This window comes from Roseovarius atlanticus, from assembly GCF_019802205.1.
Taxonomy (GTDB): Bacteria; Pseudomonadota; Alphaproteobacteria; order Rhodobacterales; family Rhodobacteraceae; genus Roseovarius; species Roseovarius atlanticus_A.
The window spans coordinates 432,229-446,786 of the sequence record NZ_JAHVHQ010000002.1; the positions used below are offsets into that span (position 1 = coordinate 432,229).

The 14,558-nt window shown below is 66.0% G+C and carries 14 protein-coding genes; 10 read left to right on the forward strand and 4 right to left on the reverse strand.

Features of this window, described 5'->3' with window-relative positions; all coding sequences use genetic code 11:
• Positions 1 to 17 precede the first annotated feature (17 nt).
• Together accD and KUV49_RS02225 are read left to right on the forward strand one after the other, a co-directional pair.
• Complete coding sequence (accD, locus tag KUV49_RS02220) at positions 18 to 980, forward strand: acetyl-CoA carboxylase, carboxyltransferase subunit beta (RefSeq protein ID WP_222451417.1); 963 nt, start codon at positions 18 to 20, stop codon at positions 978 to 980.
• A complete protein-coding gene (locus tag KUV49_RS02225; protein ID WP_222451418.1) occupies positions 977 to 2,251 on the forward strand; it encodes a bifunctional folylpolyglutamate synthase/dihydrofolate synthase in 1,275 nt (424 codons plus the stop codon). Before accD ends, KUV49_RS02225 begins: the two co-directional genes overlap by 4 nt.
• 70 nt (positions 2,252 to 2,321) lie before the next feature.
• On the opposite strand, the gene KUV49_RS02230 is transcribed toward KUV49_RS02225, so the two are convergent.
• Positions 2,322 to 3,188, reverse strand: coding sequence for an SDR family oxidoreductase (locus KUV49_RS02230; protein ID WP_222451419.1), 867 nt, complete (start codon positions 3,186 to 3,188; stop codon positions 2,322 to 2,324).
• 9 nt (positions 3,189 to 3,197) lie between these two features.
• Entirely contained in the window at positions 3,198 to 3,641 is a 444-nt protein-coding gene (locus tag KUV49_RS02235; protein WP_222451420.1) for a VOC family protein, read from the reverse strand.
• Between the two features lie 94 nt (positions 3,642 to 3,735).
• Between KUV49_RS02235 and KUV49_RS02240 the strand changes: the two genes are divergently transcribed.
• From KUV49_RS02240 to KUV49_RS02255, 4 genes are all read left to right on the forward strand, one after another.
• Positions 3,736 to 5,220 carry an AMP nucleosidase gene (locus KUV49_RS02240; RefSeq protein ID WP_222451421.1) on the forward strand — a complete coding sequence of 495 codons (1,485 nt, stop codon included), beginning with the start codon at positions 3,736 to 3,738 and terminating at the stop codon, positions 5,218 to 5,220.
• A gap of 204 nt (positions 5,221 to 5,424) precedes the next feature.
• The gene (locus KUV49_RS02245; RefSeq protein ID WP_222451422.1) at positions 5,425 to 5,859 is read left to right on the forward strand and encodes a universal stress protein; all 435 of its coding nucleotides are present in this window, start codon (positions 5,425 to 5,427) and stop codon (positions 5,857 to 5,859) included.
• A gap of 41 nt (positions 5,860 to 5,900) precedes the next feature.
• Positions 5,901 to 7,445, forward strand: coding sequence for an alanine/glycine:cation symporter family protein (locus tag KUV49_RS02250; RefSeq protein ID WP_222451423.1), 1,545 nt, complete (start codon positions 5,901 to 5,903; stop codon positions 7,443 to 7,445).
• A gap of 361 nt (positions 7,446 to 7,806) precedes the next feature.
• A complete protein-coding gene (locus tag KUV49_RS02255; protein ID WP_222451424.1) occupies positions 7,807 to 8,496 on the forward strand; it encodes a metal-binding protein ZinT in 690 nt (229 codons plus the stop codon).
• A 279-nt stretch (positions 8,497 to 8,775) separates the two neighbouring features.
• Here KUV49_RS02255 and KUV49_RS02260 read toward each other — a convergent pair whose 3' ends face one another.
• Together KUV49_RS02260 and KUV49_RS02265 are read right to left on the reverse strand one after the other, a co-directional pair.
• A complete protein-coding gene (locus tag KUV49_RS02260; RefSeq protein ID WP_222451425.1) occupies positions 8,776 to 9,846 on the reverse strand; it encodes a histidine kinase dimerization/phosphoacceptor domain -containing protein in 1,071 nt (356 codons plus the stop codon).
• A 111-nt stretch (positions 9,847 to 9,957) separates the two neighbouring features.
• Positions 9,958 to 10,635, reverse strand: a complete 678-nt coding sequence (locus tag KUV49_RS02265) for a Crp/Fnr family transcriptional regulator (RefSeq protein WP_222451426.1) — start codon at positions 10,633 to 10,635, stop codon at positions 9,958 to 9,960.
• 146 nt (positions 10,636 to 10,781) lie between these two features.
• Here KUV49_RS02265 and KUV49_RS02270 point away from each other — a divergent pair, with 146 nt between their 5' ends.
• The 4 genes from KUV49_RS02270 (at position 10,782) to KUV49_RS02285 (ending at position 14,533) form a co-directional block, all read left to right on the forward strand.
• Positions 10,782 to 11,627, forward strand: coding sequence for a helix-turn-helix domain-containing protein (locus KUV49_RS02270; protein WP_222451427.1), 846 nt, complete (start codon positions 10,782 to 10,784; stop codon positions 11,625 to 11,627).
• Positions 11,624 to 12,622 (forward strand): ArsJ-associated glyceraldehyde-3-phosphate dehydrogenase, encoded by a 999-nt coding sequence (locus KUV49_RS02275; RefSeq protein ID WP_222451428.1) that lies wholly within the window; start codon positions 11,624 to 11,626, stop codon positions 12,620 to 12,622. The genes KUV49_RS02270 and KUV49_RS02275 overlap by 4 nt, the downstream gene beginning before the upstream one ends.
• Positions 12,619 to 13,899 carry an organoarsenical effux MFS transporter ArsJ gene (gene arsJ, locus KUV49_RS02280; protein WP_222451429.1) on the forward strand — a complete coding sequence of 427 codons (1,281 nt, stop codon included), beginning with the start codon at positions 12,619 to 12,621 and terminating at the stop codon, positions 13,897 to 13,899. Before KUV49_RS02275 ends, arsJ begins: the two co-directional genes overlap by 4 nt.
• A gap of 346 nt (positions 13,900 to 14,245) precedes the next feature.
• Positions 14,246 to 14,533: an HU family DNA-binding protein gene (locus tag KUV49_RS02285; RefSeq protein WP_057790788.1), complete on the forward strand. Its 288-nt coding sequence runs from the start codon at positions 14,246 to 14,248 to the stop codon at positions 14,531 to 14,533.
• Positions 14,534 to 14,558 lie beyond the last annotated feature (25 nt).

A 14,558-nucleotide genomic window follows, 5' to 3' on the forward strand; every position in this document is an offset into this window, starting at 1 on the left:
CGGGAACTGGGCCACCGATGAACTGGATCACCAATTACGTGCGTCCGCGCATCAACTCGATCTTCTCGCGCCGCGAGATCCCCGAGAACCTCTGGACCAAGTGCGACGAGTGCGGAACCATGCTGTTCCACCGCGAGCTGCGCGAGAACCTCAACGTCTGCACCTCCTGCGGCCACCACATGGCGATCACCCCGCGCGACCGCTTCACCGCGCTGTTCGACGGCGGCACCTTCACGCAAGTGTCCGTGCCCCAGCCCACCGCCGACCCGCTGCAGTTCCGCGACCAGAAGAAATATCCCGACCGCCTGCGCGCCGCCCAAAAGGCGACCGGCGAGACCGAGGCGATGCTGGTGGCCTCGGGCGAGATCGGCCGCACCCCCGTCGTCGCCGCGGCGCAGGATTTCTCCTTCATGGCAGGCTCCATGGGCATGTATGTCGGCAACGCCATCATCGCCGCCGCCGAGGAAGCGGTGAAACTCAAGCGCCCCCTCGTGCTCTTCTCCGCCGCCGGTGGCGCCCGGATGCAGGAAGGCATCCTGTCGCTGATGCAGATGCCCCGCACCACCGTCGCCGTGCAGATGCTCAAAGAGGCCGGCCTGCCCTATATCGTCGTGCTGACCCACCCCACCACGGGCGGCGTCACCGCCTCCTACGCCATGCTGGGCGACGTCCATATCGCCGAACCCAATGCGCTCATCTGCTTCGCCGGTCCCCGCGTGATCGAACAGACCATCCGCGAGAAACTGCCCGAGGGCTTCCAGCGCGCCGAATACCTGCTCGACCACGGCATGCTCGACCGCGTCACCCCGCGCGGCGAGATGCGGACCGAACTCATCACCATCCTGCGGATGCTCCTGAACCTGCCGCCCGCCGTCACCGCCGACCTTCCTGCTCCCGAGCTTCCGCTCGAGGACGAGGCCCAGGACTCGACACAGCCCGGCACGGCCGACGAGCAGACCGCGGACACATCCGACAAATGACCGCCCCCACATCGGACGTCATCCTCGACCGGATGATGGCCCTGCACCCCAAGATCATCGACCTCACGCTCGACCGCGTCTGGCGCCTGCTCGACGCACTCGGCAACCCGCAGGATGCCCTGCCCCCGGTGATCCACATCGCCGGCACCAACGGCAAGGGCTCGACCCTGGCGATGATCCGCGCAGGCATCGAGGGCGCGGGCAAGACCGCCCACGCCTACACCTCGCCCCACCTCGCCCGCTTCCACGAACGCATCCGCCTGGCCGGCGATCTCATCACCGAACCGCACCTGACCGAGGTGCTGGATGAATGCTACGCCGCCAACGGCGACGCGCCGATCACCTATTTCGAAATCACCACCTGCGCCGCGATCCTCGCCATGTCGCGCACCCCCGCAGACTACACCCTGCTGGAGGTCGGCCTGGGCGGACGGCTCGACGCCACGAACGTCGTCGCCACCCCCGCGCTCACCATCATCACACCCGTGTCGATGGACCACGAGCAATACCTCGGCGACACGCTGGCCAGGATCGCCATTGAGAAGGCCGGCATCCTCAAGCGCGGCGTCACATGCGTCGTCGGCCCGCAGGACGACGAAGGCATGGACGCCATCGAGGCCGCTGCCCAACGTCTGGGCGCGCCCCTTCTGGCCCACGGCCAGCACTGGCACGTCACCACCGAACGCGGGCGTCTCATCTACCAGGACGAAACCGGCCTGCGCGACCTGCCCCTGCCCAACCTGCCCGGCGCGCACCAGTACGAGAACGCCGGCGCCGCCATCGCCGCCCTGCGCCACCTGCAACTGGGCGATACCGCGCTCGAGGCCGCCGTGACCCGGGCCCACTGGCCCGCCCGGATGCAGCGCCTCACGACCGGCCCCTTGGCCGAGGCCGCCCCGCAGGCCGAACTCTGGCTCGACGGCGGCCACAACCCCGCCGCGGGCCGCGCGCTGGCCGCGCACCTCGCCTCGCTGCCGCCCCGCCCCACGCATCTGGTCTGCGGCATGCTCAACACCAAGGATATCTCGGGCTACCTCTCGCCGCTCGCCGGCGTCGCCCAAAGCCTCACCGCCATCTCCATCCCCGGCGAGGCCAACACCCTGCCCGCCGACGCCACCGCCACCGCCGCCGCCAACGCGGGCCTGCCGTCAGGCACCTCCCCCAGCGCCCGCGCCGCCATCGAGGATATCGCCGCGAAAGACCCCACCGCCCGCATCCTCATCTGCGGCTCGCTCTACCTCGCCGGCGCCATCCTGCGCGAAAACGGCTGATCTCTGCGCCCGCCCCGGACCTGATCCGGGGCCTCGTGGGGTGGGTGAAAACCCACGCACCACGCCAACGTCACCCCTCGCGCGCATTCTCCTCGGCCAACAACGCCTCCAACCCCGCCTTGTAATCGGGATACTTCAACACCACCCCCAACTCGTCCTTGATCCGGCTGTTGTCCACGCGCTTGGACTCGGCATAGAACGACCGCGCCATCGGCGTCATGTCGGCCTCCTCGAAATCCACCGCCGGCGGCAACGGCAGGCCCAGAAGTTCCGCCGCGTACCCGATCACGTCCTGCGGCGGCGCCGGGTCGTCATCGCAGACGTTATAGGCCGCGCCCGGATTGGGCCGGTTGATCGACGCCTCCAGCACCTGCGCGATATCCTCCACATGGGTCCGGCTGAACACCTGGCCTTGCTTGATGATCCGCCGCGCCGTGCCGCGCCGCACCTTCTCGAACGGTCCGCGTCCGGGGCCGTAAATCCCCGCCAGCCGGAAGATATGCAGCGGCAGGCCCGGGATCGCCGCCCACGCCGCCTCCGCCACGACCCGCTTCTGGCCCCGCTCGGTCGACGGCTCCAGCGGGCTCGCCTCGTCCACCCAGTCGCCCTCGTGATCGCCGTAGACCCCCGTGGTCGACAAGTACCCGGCCCAGTCCAGCCGCCCGGCAATGGCCGCGATGTCCTCGCCCAGCGCGTTCAGCACCGGATCGCCATCCTCGCCCGGACTGACGGATGTCAGCAGATGCGTCGCCGCCCCCAGCGCCTCAGACAGGTCGCTGCCTGGCCAGACCACGCCCTCCACGCCCTCGTCCCGCAGCGCCTCGGCCTTCTCGGCGCTTCGGGTCGTGCCGATCACCCGCCAGCCCTGCGGCACCAGCCGCCGTGCCAGCGCCCGCGCCGAAAACCCGTGCCCGAAGGACAGCAACACCTTGCCCATGCGTTTCTCCTATGCCTCTCCGCCCGATATATCCTGCAAGGGCCGCGACGCCACCCAGGCATAGCCGTTCTCGCACAGAATGGTGGTCTCGCGCAGGCCATGCGGCTTGTCCGTCGGCGGCTGCAACACGTGCCCGCCCGCCGCCTCGGCCTTGTCCGCCGCCTCGTCCGGGTCACTGTCGAACAGGTGGATCTGCGCCCCCGCCCCGCGCGGGCCGCTTTCGGGCAACAGCCCCAGCGCGGGATGGCTGCCATAGGTGGCATCGACATGCAGCTGCATCAGCTGATCGCCATAGACCATGATCGCGAAATCCCCGCTCACCCGGCGGCCTGTCATCCCGAACACCGCCTCCAGGAACGCCACCTCGCGCGCCACGTCCCGCACCAGCAGGTTCAGGCCCATCCCCCGCAGCGACGCGCCGAACACCTCCGGCTTGACCGTCTCGAAATCCATCGCTCCCTCCCTCGCACCGAAATCCGCGCCAGCTTGCGAACCGTCCCCCGCTCTGTCAACGTGCCCCGCAAAAGTTGAATGTATCGGGTACACCATGGCTCAGACCGCCGATGACGGCCGCTACCACAGTCCAGAGGCCCCGGCGCCGCAGAACTTCACCGAGGCCGCGGCGGCCGTGGATCACCTGGTGGCGCTCTACGACGACGCGGTCAGCTTCCTGTGCGAGGCGTTCCAGGCCGCGATGCTGAACGGTCAGCCGTCGCGCCCCGTGCGCGCCTTCTACCCCGAGATCCGCATCAGCACCTCCAGCTATGCCAAGATCGACAGCCGCCTCAGCTTCGGCCACCTGGCAGAACCGGGCACCTACGCCACCACGGTCACCCGGCCGCGCATGTTCCGCAACTACCTCGAACAGCAGATCGGCCTTCTGCTCCACAACCACGATGTGCCGGTGACAATCGGCGTGTCCGACACCCCGATGCCGGTGCATTTCGCCGTCGCCAACGATGCCTCCATCACCGTCCCGCAACAGGGCGCCGCCGACTTTACCCTGCGCGACTATTTCGACGTGCCGGACCTGTCGACCACCAATGACGACATCGTCAACGGCACCTATACCGTCATGCAGCAAAGCCCCGCGCCGCTCGCCCCCTTCACGGCGCAACGCGTGGACTATTCCCTCGCCCGGCTCGCCCATTACACCGCCACCGCGCCCGAGCATTTCCAGAACCACGTCCTGTTTACCAACTACCAGTTCTACGTGGCCGAGTTCGAGGCCTATGCCCGCAAGGTCCTGGCCAATCCCGACAGCGGCTACCACAGCTTCGTCGGCCCCGGCGACGCGACCATCACCGGCCCCGACGAGGTGCTGCGCCCCACCTCCAAGCTGCCGCAGATGCCCACCTACCACCTCAAGCGCAAGGGCAGCAGCGGCATCACCCTGGTCAATATCGGCGTCGGCCCCTCGAACGCCAAGACGGCGACCGATCACATCGCCGTCCTGCGCCCCCATGCCTGGATCATGGTCGGCCATTGCGCGGGCTTGCGCAACTCGCAGTCGCTGGGCGATTTCGTCCTCGCGCACGCCTATCTGCGCGAGGACGCGGTGCTCGACGCCGACCTGCCCGCCTGGGTGCCGATTCCGGCGCTGGCCGAGGTGCAGATCGCGCTGGAAAAGGCGGTTGCGGCCGAAACCGAACTGGAAGGCTACGAGCTCAAGAGCGTCATGCGCACCGGCACCGTCGCCAGCTTCGACAACCGCAACTGGGAGTTGCGCGACCAGTCCGGCCCGGTCCAGCGCCTGTCGCAGTCGCGCGCCATCGCGCTCGACATGGAAAGCGCCACAATCGCCGCCAACGGCTTTCGCTTCCGGGTGCCCTACGGCACGCTGCTCTGCGTGTCGGACAAGCCCCTGCATGGCGAGCTGAAACTGCCCGGCATGGCCAGCGATTTCTACAAGACCCAGGTCTCGCGCCACCTCATGATCGGCATCCGCGCGATGGAACATATCCGCGACATGCCGCTGGAACGCATCCACAGCCGCAAGCTGCGCAGCTTCGACGAAACCGCGTTCCTCTAGGCTCCTCCAAACCACGAGCAACACCCGTCCCGGACCCGATCCGGGACCTCCCTGCCGTTTGCGCATCCGGTGAACAAGGGCGGGACTCGGCAAATCCCCTACGGCACCGCTCTGCTTACATAAATTGAAAAAACTCGCGCCGACTCGCCTTTTGCGTCTACGCTTGTCGAATTCCGATCCGGAATGACACGACAGGAGAGAAAAATGTCAAAAAAACTGGTCCTGGGATTTGACGACAGTGAAAGCGCCAAGGCGGCTCTCGACTTCGCAACCACCCTGGCAAAGGCACAAGGTGCGGAAGTCATCGTCGCCCATGTGCTGGAATGGTCACCCTATTCCTTTCTCACCAAGGAAGAACTCGAGGAACGGCACATGCGCCGCAAGGAGGAACTGGCCCGCGCCGAGGACGCGCTGCTCAAGCCTGTCCTTAAGAAACTGTCCGACGCCGGCATCACCGCGACGACGGTCCTGCGCTACGGCCATATCGCCGACACGCTGGTCGACATCATCAACGAAAACAACGCCGAGATGATCGTCATCGGCCGCACCGGCCATTCGGCGCTCTCGTCGCGCCTCTTCGGCTCGGTCGCGGGCAGCCTGGCACAGGCCGCCCCCGTGCCGGTCACCATCGTACCGTGATCATGCGCCACGCATTCAACGACAATATTCGAGGGACACAGATGAAACATGCATTCAAGACGCCCCTGGCGGCGCTCTTCGCCCTGCTGGCGCTCAGCGCCCCGGCCCTGGCGCAATCCATCGACGAAACCGTCAACGAGATCTTCGCCAATTCCACCGGCTGGTTCGTCAGCCTGATCTTCTCCGACTTCCCCGGCACCAGCTTCCCCTGGATCGTCGGCTGGCTGGTCATCGCCGCCACCGTCTTCACGGTCTATTTCGGCGTGGTGCAGCTGCGCTGGGTCGGCCACTCCATCGCGCTCGTCAAGGGCGACTATTCCGATCCCAACGACGCCGGCGAGGTCAGCCACTTCCAGGCGCTCGCCACGGCGCTGTCGGGCACGGTGGGTCTTGGCAACATCGCGGGCGTCGCGGTGGCCGTCGGCATCGGCGGCCCGGGGGCGACATTCTGGATGATCCTCGCGGGCCTTCTGGGCATGGCGTCCAAGTTCACCGAATGCACGCTCGGCGTGAAATACCGCAACGAATATCCCGACGGCAAGGTCTCGGGCGGCCCGATGTACTACCTGTCCAAGGGCTTCAAGGAACGCGGCATCTTCGGCGGCGGCATCCTGGCCGTTCTGTTCTCGATCTTCTGCATCCTCGGCGCATTGGGCGGCGGCAACATGTTCCAGGCCAACCAGGCCCACGCACAGCTTGCCAACGTGCTGGGCGACTACCCGGGCTGGATCACCGGCATCGTGATGGCCGCGGTCGTCTTCGCCGTCATCGTGGGCGGCCTGAAATCCATTGCCAAGGTCACCGAAAAGGTCGTGCCCTTCATGGGCATCCTCTATGTCGGCACCGCGCTCATCATCATCGCGATGAACTATGACCAGATCGGCACCGCCTTCGGGCGCATCTTCGAGGGCGCCTTTACCGGCCTCGGCGTCGCCGGCGGCATGGTCGGCGCGCTGATCCAGGGCTTCCGCCGCGCCGCCTTCTCGAACGAGGCGGGCGTCGGCTCCGCCGCCATCGCCCACTCGGCGGTGCGCACCAAGGAGCCGATCACCGAAGGCTTCGTCTCGCTGCTTGAGCCGTTCATCGACACGGTGGTGGTCTGCACCATGACCGCGCTGGTGATCATCATCACCGACCAGCTGATCACCGATCCGGAAACCGGCCTCTTCGTGCTGAACGAGGCGGGCAACGCGGTCCAGACGGTCGACGGCAACACCGGCGTCGCGCTCACGTCGGCGGCATTCTCGTCCTCGATTGACGGGTTCAAGTACGTCCTGGCGCTGGCGGTGATCCTCTTCGCCTTCTCCACGATGCTCAGCTGGTCCTATTACGGCCTCAAGGCCTGGACCTTCCTCTTCGGCGAGGGCCAGACGAAAGAGCTGGTCTTCAAGCTGATCTTCTGCCTCTTCGTGGTGATCGGCGCGGCCTCCAGCCTCGGCCCGGTGATCGACTTCTCCGACGCGGCGATCTTCGCCATGGCGGTGGTCAACGTGCTGGGCCTCTACTTCCTGATGCCGATCGTCAAGCGCGAGCTGCACAGCTACGCCTCGCGCCTGCGCTCGGGCGAGATCAAGAAGTACAAGTAAGCGCGCCGGTCCCTGACCGGGGACCGTCCCACCAACGACACCGCCCTCGCAGGCACTGCGGGGGCGGTTCTGCATTGGCGGCTTGCCAGTGCCACGATGCGTGGATTTGCCGTCACGCCAAGCGACGTTGCGAGCGACCCACGCGCAACGTGCGGTTCGATCGCAGTTCGCGATACCAGGCTTGCACATGCAACGGACCGGCGCGCGGCAGCACGTGCCGTTCGGCGGTCTTTCGCGTCTGAACAGGTCTTCAACTGCGTGACCCGGTTGTCAAAGCAAAATCCGTCAGATAGAGACAACACGTTATGTAATAACATCAATACCCATGGGGTCGCAGACCCCGTCAACACAGGAGCCTCTCATGCAACAGACATTCGCCAGGTGCGTTGCCGCCGTCGCCACCGGCGCCTTGCTCGTGCTTTCCGCGCCGGCGTTCGCCCAAAGCGACAGCACACATGACCACGATCACGATCACTCCGAGGAACACGATCACTCCGAAAAGCACGATCACGGTGACGACAAGGTCTACAACGGTTACTTCGAGGATGACCAGATCGAGGACCGCACCCTCTCGGACTGGGAAGGTGACTGGCAATCGGTCTACCCGCTGCTGCAGGACGGAACGCTCGACCCCGTCATGGCGCACAAGGCCGAGCACGGCGACAAGACAGCGGCCGAATACACCGACTACTACCAGACCGGCTATGCGACCGAGGTCGACCGTATCCTCATCGAAGGTGACAGCGTGACCTTCTTCGAGAACGGCACCCCGCTGCAGGGCCGCTATGCCAACGACGGCTACGAAGTGCTGACCTACAAGGCCGGCAACCGCGGTGTCCGCTACATCTTCGAAAAGAGCGGTGGCGACGCCGGGGCACCCGCCTTCATCCAGTTCAGCGACCATGCCATCGCGCCGCAGGATGCCGGACATTTCCACCTCTACTGGGGCGACGACCGGGCAAAGTTGCTCGAGGAAGTCACCAATTGGCCCACCTACTACCCCGCCGAACTCAGCGGCGAGGACGTGGCTGAAGAAATGATGGCCCACTGAAACGGGTCAATGCGTGCGGCCGGACAGGGCCGCACGCAGTTCAGACCCTGATCCGAAAAGCGGCGCAAGCTGACCCGGCTCATTGCCATGAAATCCGGCGACAGAACGTGGCAGAGACGGTCGTCCGAACCGTCGCGGCGATCCTTTGACTCGGCACCCGCAAAACGGACGTGCGGCGTGGGCAGACCCTGTGCACCGATGTCGGTGCAGACGCCCTTGCATCCGGCACCACCTCGACATCTCCCTCCGGCCCAAGCCCCGGGCCGCCGGCTTACCCGGTCACACCTCGACCGTCACCCGCGTGCCCTGCTCCAGCGTCTCGACCGACAGCTCCGCCTCCAGCGATTGCGTCAGCGCCACGACGATACTGCCGCCCACGCCGGGCTTTCCCCTGTCCCCGGTCGTATCCAGCGCCCCGTCGTGATCCTCCGCCCGCTCACGCTGCGTCTCGATGCTGGCCGCGCCGAACGGCCAGTTGCTGTCTTCCGGCAACCCGATCCCGTCATCCTCGACCGACAGGCGCAAGCCCTGCGCGCCGGTCCGCTGGAACCGCACCTCGACCGTGCCGGTCGACCGGCCCGCGAAGGCGTGCTCGAACGCATTGGTCAGGAACTCCGACAGCAGCAGCCCCAGCCGAGCCGCCTGGTCGACCGGCAACGACACCTCGTCGCATTCCACGTTCACCCGTATCGCCCCGCGCGGCTCCAGGCTGGACACCACCGACGCGATCCGGCTCAGATAGGCGCCGGTCTCTATCTCTTCGCTGTTTCCGCCGCTCAGCAGTTCGTCATACAGAACCGACAGAGCCTCGATCCGGCGGCCGATCGCCTTCAGCGACTCCTCGGTGACGTCCTGCCGGGCCTGGATGCGGATCATGCTGACGATCATCGCCAGGTGGTTCTTCACCCTGTGCTGCAACTCGCGCAGCAGCCCCAGGGTCGCGTCCTCCTGCTCCGGCATCGTCCCGGTCTGCGGGATTTCGCGCTGCAGGCCGAAAAACCCGGTCAGCGCGCCATCGCTGCCGTGGATCGGCGCCACCAGCAACTGGTTGCGAAACGCCGTGCCATCGGCCCGGTGGTTGGTGATCACGACCTCGAATTCCTCTGCCGAATCCAGCCCCGACCGGATCTTCCGGATATCCGCCGCATCGGTCTCTTCACCCTGCAGGAAGCGGCAGTTCCGACCGATCGCGTACCGTCGGCTGTAAAGCGTCAGGGACTCGAAGGCGGAATTGACATAGGTGATCGGGTTGTCGTCCAGCCGCGGATCGGTCAGCACCATGGACAACGGCGAAAGCCGTATCGCCTGCTCGACCTCGTTCTCGCCCATTTCCATGTCTTCCGGCTTCATCCTGTCGCTTCTCCCCAAACCGCTTCATCCTGAAGCAACAGGAAAAGCTCCGTCAAGCTTACAGGATGGATCGCTCTCTTTCTGTACGCTACCGCACGTCAAATCCACGGGTCAATCACCGCTTCTCTTATCGGGAAGCAGTTCCGCATTGGCCGAACGCACCAAGTCGTAACACTCGCAACTTGCCCCGCGCAGCCCCTTGATATCGGTGATCTCGAGGCGCCCGCGCGCATACTTGATCAGCCCCTGCGACTGCAGGTCCAGCGCGGCGTTGGTCACCGTCGCCCGCCGCACGCCCAGCATCTGCGCCAGGAAGTCGTGGGTCAGCCGCATTTCGTTGCCGTCGGTCCGGTCGCCCATCGTCAGCAGCCACCGCGCCAGCCGCGGCTTGGCCTCGTGCGCCGCGTTGCACGCGCCGGAAACCATCGCCTGGTACAGAACCGACTGCACGACCGAAAAGAGCGCGTTCTCGAAATCCCGATGCTCGGATTTCAACTCCCGGAACCGCTCTGCCGGCAAGCGCAGCGCCCGGCCCGCGATCTGCACCTCGTCCGCGGCCAACTGCCGTGGATGTCGCAGGATCAGGTTCAGCGCGCTGCACGCCTCGCGCCCCACATTCGCCATCTCGATCCCCGTCCCGTCGCTGTAGGACGCCAGCGTGGAAATCACCACGGTCTCGGGGAAATAGACGGCCGAGGTCACATCGCCCATCCGGTGCAGGACATCGCCGGCCTCCAGCGTCACGGGCTCGCACCGCGCGCCAACCGCCTCCCGCGTCGACGCGCTCAACGAGCGCAAGACCCTGTTGTTCGTTGCAAAAGCCATGTCGGGCCAACGCACGGCACAGCTCCATGGTTCACCGCCAGGCCGGGATCGGGTCGCGGGCCGCAAGACACGCCTTGCACCCCGCCCATTATTTCAATATTTCATGAATTATGGAAACACCGATTCCCCACCGGCTCGCCACCCTCGGCCACCCCCAGCGCATGGCGGTCTTCCGCCTTCTGATGCGGCGCTACCCCGATGCCGTCCCGGCGACCGAACTGGCCCATGCGCTCGACCTCAAGCCCAACACGCTCTCGACCTACGTCAACGCGCTGGTGCAGGCCGGGCTGATCACACGCACGCGGCAGGGCACCTCCCTGCGCTACAGCGTCGACATGACAGCGATGCGACAGACCCTCGACTACCTCATCGGCGATTGCTGCCGCGGCCGCCCCGATGCCTGTTCCGCCACCTCCCTCCACACCCTTCTCGGAGTTCCCCAAATGACCGACCGTAAGTACAACGTGCTCTTCATCTGCACCGGCAATTCCGCCCGTTCGATCTTTGCCGAAAGCCTCCTGCGCGCCGAGGCGGGAGACCGCTTCAACGCCTATTCGGCCGGCACCAAACCCCGGTCCGAACTGAACCCCTTCGCCCTGGACGTGCTGCAACAGAAAGGCCACGACACCTCGGTGTTGGAGGCCAAGAACGTCGCTGTCTTCCAACCCCCCGACGCGCCGCAATTCGACTTCGTCTTCACCGTCTGCGACCAGGCCGCGAACGAGGACTGCCCGGCCTGGACCGGCCAGCCCGTCAGCGCCCATTGGGGCATGCCCGACCCGGTGAAAGCGGACGGCACCGACGCACAAAAGGCGCTCGCCTTCCAACAGGCCTATGGCGCGCTGCAGAACCGCATCAAGGCGTTTACAAGCTTGTCACTCGACAGCCTCGACCGGATTTCCCTACAAAAGGCCGTGGACGATATCGGCCGCACCAATGCAGGAGCCTCCGCATGACCACCTACGCCGTCAACGGGCTGGGCCGCATCGGCAAGCTGATCCTCAAGCCGCTGATGGAACGCGGCGCGAAGATCGCCTGGATCAACGACGCCGTCGGCGACCCGGAAATGCACGCGCACCTTCTGGAATTCGACACCGTGCATGGCCGCTGGGACGCCGCGTTCGCCCATGACGCCGACAGCGTCACCATCGACGGCACCCGCATCCCCTTCATCGGCACGAAGGACCTCTCGGCCCTGCCGTTGGGTGGTGTCGACGTGGTCATCGACTGCACCGGCGCCTTAAAGACCGAGGCCAGGCTCGCCCCCTATTTCGACGCCGGCGTCAAAAAACTGATCGTCTCCGCCCCGGTCAAGGACGGCGACGCGGCCAACATCGTCATGGGCGTCAACGACGCCATCTACGACTCCGCCCGCCACCGCATCGTCACCGCCGCCAGCTGCACCACCAACTGCCTCGCCCCGGTGGTCAAGGTCATCCACGAGAACCTGCGGATCAGGCACGGCTCCATGACCACGATCCACGACGTCACCAACACGCAGACCATCGTCGACCGTCCCGCCAAGGACCTGCGCCGCGCCCGCTCTGCGCTCAACTCGCTCATTCCCACCACCACCGGCAGCGCCACCGCGATCACGCTGATCTACCCCGAACTCAAGGGCCGCCTGAACGGTCACGCCGTCCGCGTGCCGCTTCTGAACGCCTCGATCACCGACTGCGTGTTCGAGGTCGAACGCGAGACCACCGCCGAAGAGGTCAACAGCTTCTTCAAGGCCGCGTCCGAAGGCTCGCTGAAAGATATCCTCGGCTACGAGGAACGCCCCCTCGTCTCCGCCGACTACACCAACGACACCCGCTCGGGCATCGTCGACGCGCCCTCCACCATGGTCGTGAACGGCACCCACGTGAAAATCTACGCCTGGTACGACAACGAGATGGGCTATGCCCACCGCCTCGTCGACGTGGCCCTGATGGTCGGCGCCTCGCTGTGACACAAGCCTCCGCCCGCCCCGAGGGCTTCTCGGCCTATATCGCCGTCACCGCGGCCTACTGGGCCTTCATGCTCACCGACGGGGCGCTGCGGATGCTGGTGCTGCTGCATTTCCACACGCTGGGCTTTTCTCCTATCCAACTGGCCTATCTCTTCGTCCTCTACGAGATCGCCGGCATGGTCACCAACCTCGCCGCCGGCTGGATCGCCGCCCGCTTCGGCCTGACCTCCACGCTCTACGCCGGCCTCGGCATCCAGGTGCTGGCCCTCCTGGCCCTCACCCAGCTCGATCCCGACTGGGCCATCGGCCTCTCGGTCGCCTTCGTCATGGTCGTGCAGGGCGCCAGCGGCGTGGCCAAGGACCTCGCCAAGATGTCCTCCAAGTCCGCCGTCAAGCTGCTCGCCCCCACGACAGGCGGCGGCCTCTTTCGCTGGGTCGCCGTACTCACCGGCTCCAAGAATGCCGTGAAAGGGCTGGGCTTCCTGCTGGGCGCGGCCCTCCTGGCACTCATCGGCTTCGCCGGCGCGGTGCTCGGCATGGCCGCCATCCTCGCCCTCATCCTCGTGGCGGTCCTCATCGCCATGCCCCCGGGCCTGCCCAGGGGCCGCAAGGGCGCGAAATTCTCCGAGGTGTTCTCCAAGTCGCCCAACGTCAACTGGCTATCGGCGGCCCGCGTCTTCCTCTTCGGCGCGCGCGACGTCTGGTTCGTCGTCGGCATCCCGATCTACTTCTACGCCGTTCTGTCGGACGGAACCGAGGATGGCAACCGTGCCGCCTTCTTCCTCATCGGCAGCTTCATGGCCGTCTGGGTCATCCTCTACGGCGCGGTGCAGGCCGCCGCCCCCCGCCTCCTGCGCGCCGCGTCCCGCCCCGAGGCCGCGCTGGTCTCCGCCGCCCGCTCCTGGGCCTGGGCGCTGGCCACCGTCCCCGCCATCCTGACCGTCGCCGCGCTGGCCACGTCCGGCCCGCAACCCTGGCTCACCGTCACCCTCGTCGCCGGCCTGCTGGTCTTCGGCGGCATCTTCGCGGTCAATTCTTCGCTGCACTCCTACCTCATCCTCGCTTTCACCCGGGCCGAGCGGGTGACGATGGACGTGGGCTTCTACTACATGGCCAACGCCGGCGGGCGGCTGGCGGGCACCGTGCTCTCTGGCCTGACCTATCAACTGGGCGGCCTGCCCCTGATGCTCGGCACCGCAACCGCCATGGTCGCGGGCGCCGCGCTGGCCTCCGGCCGCCTCGATCCGGGCCTGGGCCAGGAACGCCCCGCCACCTAGCCTCGGCCTCCCGTCAACCGCGTCCGACCCGTTAACCCCGGCGGATCACGACAGACGCACCGTCGCGATACCACCCGGATACCGACGCGATACCGATGTGGGTTTTCGGCCCTCCCGGCCCTGTTAACCATGTTTCATTGGCGATTCCCCGCCCGGCATCCGGCATCGCCGTTTGCGCGTTGAAGGTCCCTGAATCTTGTGTAAAACGGTCCGGACACCAAAAAAACAGGCCCAAACAGCCGAAATCCGCCTTGTAATGCGACACTATTTGTTGTGTTTGCCTACAAGATACAGTTAAATCCCGCGCAGGAGGCCCAAGTAACGGGCAGTTGAAGGAGACCAGAAAATGGCAAAACCGATGACCAAAACCCAGCTCGTTGCGGCCCTCGCCGAGGAAATGGGCAGCGACAAGAAAACCGCGACCAGCGCCCTCGACTCCATGATCGAGATCATCACCAAGGAAGTGTCCAACGGCGGCGCCGTCACCCTTCCCGGCGTTGGCAAGATCTACTGCCGCGAGCGCCCGGCCCGCATGGTGCGCAACCCCGCCACCGGCGAGCAGATCCACAAGGATGCCGACAAGGTCGTCAAGATGACGATCGCCAAGGCCCTCAAGGACAGCGTCAACGGCTGACCTTGTAATCCTTTCAGGTTTCGGA

What these genes read in the sequence shown, in the direction of transcription:
- KUV49_RS02245 (WP_222451422.1), top strand. Translation starts at nt 5,425, where the DNA reads ATGTCAAAAAAACTGGTCCTGGGATTTGACGACAGTGAAAGCGCCAAG.
- KUV49_RS02285 (WP_057790788.1), top strand. Translation starts at nt 14,246, where the DNA reads ATGGCAAAACCGATGACCAAAACCCAGCTCGTTGCGGCCCTCGCCGAG.
- KUV49_RS02250 (WP_222451423.1), top strand. Translation starts at nt 5,901, where the DNA reads ATGAAACATGCATTCAAGACGCCCCTGGCGGCGCTCTTCGCCCTGCTG.
- KUV49_RS02225 (WP_222451418.1), top strand. Translation starts at nt 977, where the DNA reads ATGACCGCCCCCACATCGGACGTCATCCTCGACCGGATGATGGCCCTG.
- KUV49_RS02235 (WP_222451420.1), bottom strand. Translation starts at nt 3,641, where the DNA reads ATGGATTTCGAGACGGTCAAGCCGGAGGTGTTCGGCGCGTCGCTGCGG.
- KUV49_RS02260 (WP_222451425.1), bottom strand. Translation starts at nt 9,846, where the DNA reads ATGAAGCCGGAAGACATGGAAATGGGCGAGAACGAGGTCGAGCAGGCG.
- KUV49_RS02255 (WP_222451424.1), top strand. Translation starts at nt 7,807, where the DNA reads ATGCAACAGACATTCGCCAGGTGCGTTGCCGCCGTCGCCACCGGCGCC.
- KUV49_RS02270 (WP_222451427.1), top strand. Translation starts at nt 10,782, where the DNA reads ATGGAAACACCGATTCCCCACCGGCTCGCCACCCTCGGCCACCCCCAG.
- KUV49_RS02275 (WP_222451428.1), top strand. Translation starts at nt 11,624, where the DNA reads ATGACCACCTACGCCGTCAACGGGCTGGGCCGCATCGGCAAGCTGATC.
- KUV49_RS02240 (WP_222451421.1), top strand. Translation starts at nt 3,736, where the DNA reads ATGGCTCAGACCGCCGATGACGGCCGCTACCACAGTCCAGAGGCCCCG.
- KUV49_RS02230 (WP_222451419.1), bottom strand. Translation starts at nt 3,188, where the DNA reads ATGGGCAAGGTGTTGCTGTCCTTCGGGCACGGGTTTTCGGCGCGGGCG.
- accD (WP_222451417.1), top strand. Translation starts at nt 18, where the DNA reads ATGAACTGGATCACCAATTACGTGCGTCCGCGCATCAACTCGATCTTC.